The organism is Streptomyces sp. NPDC020958, from assembly GCF_055562175.1.
Genome location: NZ_JBVHFU010000017.1, coordinates 50,182 through 57,988 on the forward strand (window position 1 = coordinate 50,182; position 7,807 = coordinate 57,988).

Here is a 7,807-nt window from a genome sequence, read left to right on the forward strand (position 1 = left end):
TCGTTCTTCATTGAACGTCAGAACTCTGTCCCGTGCGCTCCGGTGTACGCGGGGGCCGCCTGCCCGGCAAGGGTGCCTACAGGTCAGCGCGGGGGATCGTGATCACGTTGTGATCGGCGGCAGCCGGAGAACCGCTCCTAGAGAAGGGACGGCACCCGCGCAGCCGCCACTTCCTTCGCCGCCCGCTCCACGGCGCTCGCCAGCAGCGCCAGGTCCGTCGGTCCGTTGCCCAGTTCCCGGACCGGGCGGCGGGCGGGCGGATCACCCATCCGGTGCCATTCGAGGGCGACCACCGTGGGGCGCTGGGTGGCCGTGCGAGGGATCCGGCCGGTGACCCGGCCCGCCTGGAACGCCGTGCTGCGGCCGTCCGGGGTGGTCAGGCGACCACGGCCCGGCGCCGGTTCGTCCGGGCCGGACGCGGGCGCGTCCAGGGCGACGCGCAAGGTGGCCTGCCGGGCGGGTTCCGTCTCCGCCGTACGACCGCCCGTGCCGGCCGCCGCGACCAGGTGGACGCCGAGCCGGTCGCCCTCCTTCGCCACCGCCTCCAGCGCCCGCATCACGGAACCCGCGGCCGGGCGGCCCGGCGAACCGAGCGCGGGGGAGACCAGGGCGTCCAGGTCGTCGACCACGACCACCAGACGGGGCAGCGGGGGCGGTGCCTCGGCCTGCCTGCGGGCCGCCGCACCGGCCGACGGACGCAGCCGGAGCGTGGAGCTGGACGGCGCTTCTATGTCGGCGGCTCCCGCGGCGGCCGGGCGGCCGCGCTGGGGGACGATCCGGCCCGAGATCTCCCGCTGCGCGTGCCACTCCGCGAAGTCGCAGCGGCCCAGCAACTCGGCCCGCCGCTTCAGCTCGGCGCTCAGCGACTGCGCCAACTCCCGCATCCGCACCGGGTCGTTGGCGGTGAGATGGGTGGTGACATGCGGTATGTCCGTGCACACCCGCAGGCCCTCGCCCTGCCCGGCACCCGTGCCGACGCCGTCACGGCCGTCGATCAGCACGATCCCGAGCCGGTCGGGGCGCTCGGCCGCCGCCAGCGACGCGACCAGCGCCCGCAGCAGCTCCGTACGGCCGCTGCCGGGCGGCCCCTCGACCAGCAGATGCGGTCCCTCGGCGACCAGGTCGGCGACGAGCGGACCGCGCGGCCCCGCGCCGAGCACTGCCCGGGCCCGGCCGCCCAGCGCCTCGGCGTCGTCGGCCGCGTCCGCCCACCGGGCCATCAACGACGCCGGGGTGGCCCGCGCCAGCCCCAACTCGTCCAGCAGCCGCGCGGACTGGGGCAACGGGGTGGCCACACGCGCGTGCCGATCCGGGACGGGGCCGTCGGCGCGGAGCGGGGCCAGCGCCCGCGCGAACCGCTCCGCCCAGGCGGGCGAGACCGCGTCCACCGCGGCCAGGGTGCCGGGACCGACGGGGCCGGCGGAGACCCGCACCAGATGCAGCGCCGTGGCCACGTCCCCGCTCAGCAGGGCCACCGCCCCGCACTCGCGGAACGTCGGCGCCACCGCGCACGCCTGCTCGTAGGTCTCGGCGACCGGTGAGGCGGGGGAGGTGGGCGCCGTCTCCGCCAGACAGATCACGTGCACCCCGGCCCGCGGTCCGGCGACGGCCAGCCGGGCCACCGCGTCCCGCAGCGCCGCACCACCCGGATCGCCGTCCACGACGACGACCGTGTACGGCCCCGGGAAGCCGCCGCTGCCGTCGTCGAGGTCGTCGCCCTCGCCGCCGGCGCGCGCCCAGGAAGGACGGTGGACGTCGTCGGCGGGCGGCGCGTCCGCCGTCCCACGGGCCAGGGCAGGGCGGTCGGACGGGGTGGCCGGGCGGCGGGGCACGGCGAGGTCCTCCACCCTGCGCAGCAGCTCCTCCACACGGGCCGCCGCCTGCTCCCGGTCGTACGCCAGCAGCAGCCGGCAGTCCTGCCCGTGCCCGGGGCGGACGTGCGGGAGCCAGCCGAGCCAGGACCACTCGGCCGTCCGCTCCTCCAGGGGGCGGGCCCGGTCCGCGCTCACCAGCACGATCTCCAGCAGGTCGGGCGAGTGCAGGGCGGCGAGCTGCGCCAGCACGGAACGGGCGAGCCCGGCGAGGCGGCCTCGCGGGCCCGCGAGGCCGAGGGCACCCGACTCGCGCAGACCGGCGGTGACGGGTACGGCGGGCAGCAGTCCGGAGCCGTCGGGTGCCGGGCGGTCCGCCGTGCCGAGCCGGACCGTGAGCGCCTCCGGGTGACCGGGGCCGCGCTCCCAGAGGCGGGGGCCGGGGCCGAGCGCGGTCAGCAGCAGGGCGGCCGGGTCGGGCCAGGTCTCGGGCTGGGCGGCGACACCGGCCGGCGGGGCGACGCCGTCCTCGGCCGCGGTCTCGCCGACGGCGGCGGACGGGGGCTCACCGCGCCCGCCGGCCAGCCGCCGCGCCCAGGCCCCGAGACCGCCGCGCCTGCGGGCACCGCCGGGCAGGGCCGGGGCGTCGGTTCCGCGGAGGGGGGTGCCTTTGCGCCTCCCGGAGGGGGCGGCGGGGTCGCCGGCTTCGCCGGTCGGGGACGCGGGGTGCGGGAAGGGTCGGTGCGGCGCGGCCGGACCGGGGTGCGCCGGGTCGGATGTGGAGGAGGCGCGGCCGGGGCCGGTGGTCCGGGTGCCCGGGGCGGGGTCGGTGCGTGCGCTTCGGGCGTCGGGGTGGGTGCCGGTGTTTCGGCCGTCGGTTCCGGGGGTGGTGCGTGTGCTTCGGGTGTCGCGGCCGGGGGGTGTGTCCCTCCTCACGGGTTCGGGACGCATGCCGGTGTCCCGGCCGCCCGGGCCGCCGAGGACCCCGGCACGACCGGCGTGCGTGTCGCCGGTGCCGTATGTCCCCCCGGTTCCGGAGCCGGACCCCGTGCCGGAGCCGTACGTCCCCTCGGGTCCCGAGCCGGACCCCCTGCCGGTGCCGTGTGTTCCGCCGCCGGACCTGGCGCCGACGCCGTGACTCGTCCCGCCGTCGGACGGGCTGTCGGCACCGCGGACCCCCGTGGCTCCACCGCGCGGACCGGGCAGCCCTCCGCGCCCGCCCTCCGACGCCGGCTCATGGTGCCCGCGCCCCCCGTCGGCCGCCTCCGCCCACTCGTACGACCCGTGTCCGGTCCGGGCCGCGCCACCTCCGGCCCGGCCCTGCGGCGCCCCGCCTCCCCACGCGCCCTGCGACGCGGAGCCGCCCCGCTCGTCCTGCGGTGCGCCCCCTCCCCGGCCGGGCCCCGGGAGTCCCTCCCGGCTCTCTATCCGCGGCGCGTCCCCCTGCGCCGGGACGACCGGCGCATCCGCCGGGCCGTAGTCGTGGTCCCCCGTCGGCCCGCCCGGGGCTCCCCAGCCCGCCGTGCCGTACGCGTGCGGGGTGCGGCCCGCCGGACCCGACATGGCCTCGACGACGGGGGCGTCCACAGCGTCCCCGCCGGCCTCCCCGCCCTCCCCGTCGAGCAGCACCCGTACGCAGCCCTCGCCGTCCGGGGCCGTACCCACCCGGGCCCCCGGCCCCCCGGACGGCGTAAGCCGCAGGGCGGATTCCCCGATGCGCAGGAGCGCTCCCGGGGTGAGGCGGACCGGGCGGTCGGTGACGCGGCTGCCGTCCAGGGCCGTGCCGTTGGTGGAGTGCAGGTCGGCGACCGAGACCCGGCCGTCGGCGCCGACCGTCACCGCGCAGTGCAGCCGGGAGACGTCCGGGTCGTCGAGCGGGATGTCGGCGTCGGCGGACCGGCCGATGGTGATCTGGCCGCCGTGCAGCAGATGGACCCCGCCCGCGTCCGGGCCGGCGATCACATGCAGCTGGGTGGGGGCGTCGTCCAGCTCGGGATGCGGTTCGGGAGCGGCGGGGGCGCCCAGGGACAGCACCGCGCCGTCGACCAGCGGGGGCTCACCCAGGACGCGGCGACGGGCGTCCAGCCGCTCCACCCCCGCGTACAGCACGACCGGGGCCCCGCTCGCCTCACGGCCGCCCAGGCTGCCGTCGCCGGTGACCGCAGCGGCCAGCGCGGAGGCCACCGCGGCCAGATCCGTGCCCGTCGGCGCCGTCACCAGCACGTCGCGGCTCACGGCCCTACCCCGCTGCGCGGCAGGGCCCAGCGGGTCTACGACGGTCAGCCGGATCTGCATCGCCGTCAGCGGTCCCTTCTGCGCGGGCGCGGAATTCCCCCCACCGCCACGAGCACGTCGGCCAGTTCTGCTGTCGCACGCATCCTCGCACCTGCCGCTGACAACGCGCCCACGCCCCGATGGTAAGTGATCTTGATTGGTCGGCTCTGCCCCCAAAAGTGCCTGACCGGTACCGCGCGCGCGATCACTTGAGATCGGTCACGTCCGGACCCGGCAACCGACGGACCGAAGCACGCGTCTTTCCATCGAACGCGCGCGGGAACGCCTACGTATGGGGACACGTCCGGAACGCTTGTCGGCGGCCGACCGGACAGGGCGAGGCACAGCCGGACGACAACCCGGCCCCGGGCACCACAGCACTACAGTGGGTCGGACACACACAAGGCCCGGACACACCAGCAAGCAGCAGGGAGCGCATGACGTGCGGCCGGTAGGCAGCAAGTACCTCCTGGAGGAGCCGCTCGGACGCGGCGCCACCGGCACCGTCTGGCGTGCCCGCCAGCGGGAGACCGCGGGCGCCGAGGCGGCCGTGCCCGGCCAGCCCGGTGAGACCGTCGCGATCAAGGTGCTCAAGGAAGAGCTCGCGAGCGACCCCGACATCGTGATGCGCTTCCTGCGGGAGCGCTCCGTCCTGCTCCGCCTCACCCACCCGAACATCGTCCGGGTCCGCGACCTGGTCGTAGAGGGCGATCTGCTCGCCCTGGTCATGGACCTCGTCGAGGGCCCCGACCTGCACCGCTACCTGCGCGAGAACGGGCCCTTCACGCCCGTCGCCGCGGCCCTGCTCACCGCCCAGGTCGCCGACGCGCTCGCCGCCAGCCACGCCGACGGCGTCGTGCACCGCGACCTGAAACCGGCCAACGTGCTGCTCGCGCAGTACAACGGCCAGATGCACCCGATGCTGACCGACTTCGGCATCGCCCGCCTCGCCGACTCCCCGGGCCTCACCCGCACCCACGAGTTCGTCGGCACGCCCGCGTACGTGGCCCCGGAGTCCGCCGAGGGCCGCCCGCAGACCTCCGCCGTCGACATCTACGGCGCGGGCATCCTGCTGTACGAGCTGGTCACCGGCCGTCCGCCGTTCTCCGGGGGCAGTGCCCTGGAGGTCCTCCACCAGCACCTCAGCGCCGAGCCGCGGCGCCCCTCGACCGTCCCCGACCCGCTGTGGACGGTCATAGAGCGCTGCCTGCGCAAGAACCCCGACGACCGGCCCAGCGCCGAGAACCTCGCCCGCGGCCTGCGCGTCGTCGCCGAGGGCATCGGCGTGCACGCGAACTCCGCGCAGATCGCCGCGGCCGAGGGCGTCGGCGCACTGCTGGCCCCCGACCCGGCGCCGGCGGCCGTACCGGGCTCCGCCGATCCCACGCAGGTGCTGCCGAACACCGGCGCGTACGACCCGAACGCCGCGACCAGCGTCCTGCCGCACACCGGCGGTCCGGCCGGCGCGGCGGACCCGACCGCGGTGCTGCCGAACACCGGAGCCGCCGACCCCACCGCCGTCCTGCCGCCGATGCCCCAGGGGGCGCCGGGCGGCCAGCAGCAGCCGGAACAGCCGCACCCCTGGCAGACCCAGCTCCGCGCGGCCCGCGACCGCAACGAGCAGACCCAGGTCCAGTACCTCGACCCGGGCGAGGACCCGCTCCGCCGCCGCCCCCAGCGCCAGGTCGCCCGGCCGCAGCAGCAGCCGCCGCGCCAGGCCCCGCAGCAGCAGCCGGTACGCAGGCCGCAGCCGCGCGGCCAGCAGGGCGGGTACGGGCAGCAGCCGGCCGGCTACGGACACCAGCCGCAGCAGTACGCCCCGCCGCCGCAGCCGCAGCAGCGCTACGCGCCCCCGGCCGAGCCGCAGCGGGCCCCGCGTGAGCCCCGCGAGCCCCGCCGGCGCAGCGCCAACCCGATGCGGATCCCCGGTCTCGGCTGCCTCAAGGGCTGCCTCTTCATGATCGTCATCCTGTTCGTCGCGGGCTGGCTGATCTGGGACCTGACCCCGGTGCACACCTGGGTGGGGCAGGGCCGCGGCTACTGGCACCAGCTGAGCGACTGGGCCGGCACGGTCAGCAGCTGGGTCAAGGACCTGGGCAGCGGCTCCGGCAACTGATCGCGAGTTTGGGGACTTGTCGACATCCGGCGGGTGATTTCCGCCTCCGTGGTGAAGGTTGGCTCTTCGGACGCGTACTTTTATCGGCAACACGCGTCGGTAGGAGCAGCCTTGGCACGGAAGATCGGCAGCCGGTACACCGCCCACCAGATCCTGGGGCGGGGCAGCGCCGGCACGGTGTGGCTGGGCGAGGGTCCCGACGGGCCCGTCGCCATCAAGCTGCTGCGCGAGGATCTCGCGTCCGACGAGGAGCTGGTGGGCCGCTTCGTGCAGGAGCGCACGGCCCTGCTGGGCCTGGAGCACCCCAACGTCGTCTCCGTCCGTGACCTCGTCGTCGACGGCAACGACCTCGCCCTCGTCATGGACCTGGTCCGGGGCACCGACCTGCGCACCCGGCTGGAACGGGAACGGCGCCTCGCCCCCGAGGCCGCCGTCGCCATCGTCGCGGACGTCGCCGACGGGCTGGCCGCCGCCCACGCGGCGGGCGTCGTCCACCGCGACGTCAAGCCGGAGAACGTCCTCCTCGACATGCAGGGTCCGCTGGGCCCCGGCGGCTCCCACCCGGCCCTGCTGACCGACTTCGGCGTCGCGAAGCTGATCGACTCCCCGAAGCGGACCCGCGCGACGAAGATCATCGGCACCCCCGACTACCTGGCCCCGGAGATCGTGGAGGGCCTGCCGCCCCGCGCCTCGGTGGACATCTACGCCCTCGCGACGGTCCTGTACGAGCTCCTCGCGGGCTTCACCCCCTTCGGCGGCGGCCACCCCGGCGCGGTCCTGCGCCGTCATGTCACGGAGACCGTCGTCCCGCTCCCCGGCATCCCCGAGGAGCTCTGGCAGCTGCTCGTGCAGTGCCTGGCCAAGGCGCCGGCCTCCCGGCTGCGCGCCTCCGAGCTGGCCGCGCGGCTCAGGGAGCAGCTGCCGATGCTGGCCGGGATGCCGCCGCTGGACGTCGACGAGCCGGACGCGGAGTCGCCGGAGGAGAAGGCCGAGGAGCCGGCCGCCCCGGCCGCGGAGGAGCAGCGGGTACGTCGCCGGGGCGCCGTCTCCCTGGTGCCGGGTGCGAAACCGGACTCCAACCGCGACACCCACACGTCCATGCGGGTGCCGGGACCCGACGAGCTGGCGGGCGGCGCCCTGGGCACGGCCCGGGTGCCGCGGGCGTCGGGGGCCCCGCGCCCCGGCTCCGCGCGGCACCGCGCGGCGGCGCGCCGCCGCCGGGTGACCCTGGCCGTGGCCGGCGTGCTGGTGGCCGCCGTGGTGGGGGTGGGCGCGTGGCTGGCGTCCTCGGACGACGACTCGCCACCACCCCAGAACACCCACACGACGTCACCCCCGTGACGAACACGCCCCGCCCGGCCCAGCAGACCAGCCGCGAGCCGCCCCAGCCACCTCCCCCGACGGACGCGGGGCCGAGCCCCGGCGGCGCCGGTGCGGGGAGCCCGTCGGCCGGCGCCGCGAGCCGCCCCCGACGGAAGCGGGGCTGAGCCCCAGCGGCGCCGGTACGGGGAGCCCGTCGGGGCGCGCCGCGAGCCGCCCCCAGTCGCCTTCCCGCCCCCGACGGAAGCGGGGCTGAGCCCCGGCGGTGTCGCTGCCGGGAGCCCGT

General features: G+C 77.0%; 3 protein-coding genes. 2 read left to right on the forward strand and 1 reads right to left on the reverse strand.

Annotated elements, in window-relative coordinates:
• Positions 1-137 precede the first annotated feature (137 nt).
• Positions 138-4,106, reverse strand: coding sequence for an FHA domain-containing protein (locus tag ACZ3KP_RS34545; RefSeq protein ID WP_467504406.1), 3,969 nt, complete (start codon positions 4,104-4,106; stop codon positions 138-140).
• A 421-nt stretch (positions 4,107-4,527) separates the two neighbouring features.
• Between ACZ3KP_RS34545 and ACZ3KP_RS34550 the strand changes: the two genes are divergently transcribed.
• Together ACZ3KP_RS34550 and ACZ3KP_RS34555 are read left to right on the forward strand one after the other, a co-directional pair.
• Entirely contained in the window at positions 4,528-6,201 is a 1,674-nt protein-coding gene (locus ACZ3KP_RS34550) for a serine/threonine-protein kinase (protein ID WP_467504407.1), read from the forward strand.
• A gap of 111 nt (positions 6,202-6,312) precedes the next feature.
• Positions 6,313-7,542 carry a serine/threonine-protein kinase gene (locus ACZ3KP_RS34555; RefSeq protein WP_467504409.1) on the forward strand — a complete coding sequence of 410 codons (1,230 nt, stop codon included), beginning with the start codon at positions 6,313-6,315 and terminating at the stop codon, positions 7,540-7,542.
• The last annotated feature ends 265 nt before the right edge of the window (positions 7,543-7,807 follow it).

Excerpts from the sequence above, each read along its gene's own strand:
- ACZ3KP_RS34545 (WP_467504406.1), bottom strand. The coding sequence starts at position 4,106 with ATGCAGATCCGGCTGACCGTCGTAGACCCGCTGGGCCCTGCCGCGCAG.